Source organism: Brotomerdimonas butyrica (assembly GCF_025567305.1).
Classification (GTDB): Bacteria; Bacillota; Clostridia; order Peptostreptococcales; family Anaerovoracaceae; genus Lentihominibacter; species Lentihominibacter butyricus.
Window position 1 is genome coordinate 1 of the sequence record NZ_JAOQJP010000027.1, and the last position, 1,709, is coordinate 1,709.

Below are 1,709 nucleotides of genomic sequence, written 5' to 3' on the forward strand. Positions count from 1 at the left end.
GCTAGTGTAAAATATTTGTAGGTCAAAAAAAGATCAATAGAAAAGAGAACTTCCTTTTGTGTTAGAATTTAAATAACCCAAAACAAAATACTAACCAAGGAGGTTCTCTATGTATAAAAGTATACAACAGTTTTGTGAAAGTGGCACTATCAATCTCGATAAAATCTGCGCTGAATTTTTCGAGGATCCACAGGATATCGCAGGGTTTGTCAGGAAAATCAAAGATGAATTCCTAAAACATGCCTGCGCATACATCTCGGATGCGTTCGAGGAAATGGATGAGATGATCAGAAGCAGCGGTCTCAGGATCGACAAATGGAATATCGTAAGAAGAGACATGAAACCGATGCTTACATCGATAGGTGAGATCAGATATCGTAAAACACTCTACAAAAACAAACGGAGCGGAAAGCGCACTTATCTTCTCGATAGAGTTTTGGGTATCGAAGAAGGCGCGAGAATGACAGAAGATGCAGAAGCTCAGATGATAGAGGAAGCTGTGCAGTCTTCATATCGAAGGGCCGCAGAAGAGGTGAGCATACTTGGGAATGTCAGCAGATCAACTGTGATGAACAGACTTCACAGTCTCAAGTTCCCGAAAGCCGGGATACCGGAAAAGAAGAAACAGGTGCCGTATCTTTACATAGATGCAGACGAAGATCATGTATCTTTGCAGTACCTGATGCAAAAAGGCGACATTGCAAGGGGAAGCGATGGAAGAAAGAACAACAATGTCCAGGTGAAGCTCGTGTACGTCTATGAGGGTATCGGACCCGAAAATCCGGGCAGTAAAAGGTACAGGCTGATCAATCCTCGTTACTTCAGCGGAGTATATGAGGGGAGTAGAAATGCTGAGCTTTGGAATGAAGTAAGCGAATACATAGAAAGCCACTATGATATGGGATCGATAAAAAAGATCTATCTTAATGCAGATGGAGGGGGCTGGATAAAAGGACATCGAAGAAAGCTCGATCAGGTGATCGAAGTGCTGGATGAATATCATATCAACAAATATCTGACTAAAATGACGAGCCATCTGGGTGACAGCGCAAGTGATGGCAGAAGCATGCTGAGGGATGTGATACGAACGGGAACGAAGGCTGAATTCGATGAACTCGTCGAAAGACTCAAGGAGTATGGTGATGGAGCTGATGCAGCACGTATCAGGCAAAGCGCAGGATATATCAAAGGAAACTGGATAGCGGCAAAAGTGCGCCTTGAGAGAAAGGAAGGTGTTGTTGGAAGCAGCACAGAGGGGCATGTTAGCCATGTGCTTGCCGGCAGGATGAGCAGCAGGCCGCTTGGATGGAGCAAGAGAGGTGCTGACCGCATGGGAAAGCTCAGAGCGTATTACTGCAACAGAGGCAGCATGCTGCAGCTGGTCAGGTATCAGAAGACTGAAAGAGAAGAGAGGAACAGAAAGGAAAGAAGTCTGGTAGGAGAAATACTGAGAAGCTGCAGTAAGAGACATGCTGCGAACGGAAAATATTATGACAAGATACAGAGATCGATCTCATCACAGATCATAAAGAAACTGGCGATAAGGGATCATCTTATCGTTGTGTAGGATCCATAAGAACATAAAAAAAGACAGGATGTGCAGCATCAGCGGCCATCTTGAACTGATATATGGAAATACGGGTTATTGAGAGTATGGGATACTGGGAGGCAGTCTCCGATCTTTTAACCTACAGAAACTTGACACTGTC

Annotated in this window: 1 protein-coding gene; it reads left to right on the top strand. The window is 44.3% G+C overall.

Annotated features, from left to right (window positions below):
* Positions 1 to 109 precede the first annotated feature (109 nt).
* Positions 110 to 1,567, top strand: coding sequence for an ISLre2 family transposase (locus OCV59_RS11950; RefSeq protein WP_147594667.1), 1,458 nt, complete (start codon positions 110 to 112; stop codon positions 1,565 to 1,567).
* Positions 1,568 to 1,709: the final 142 nt, after the last annotated feature.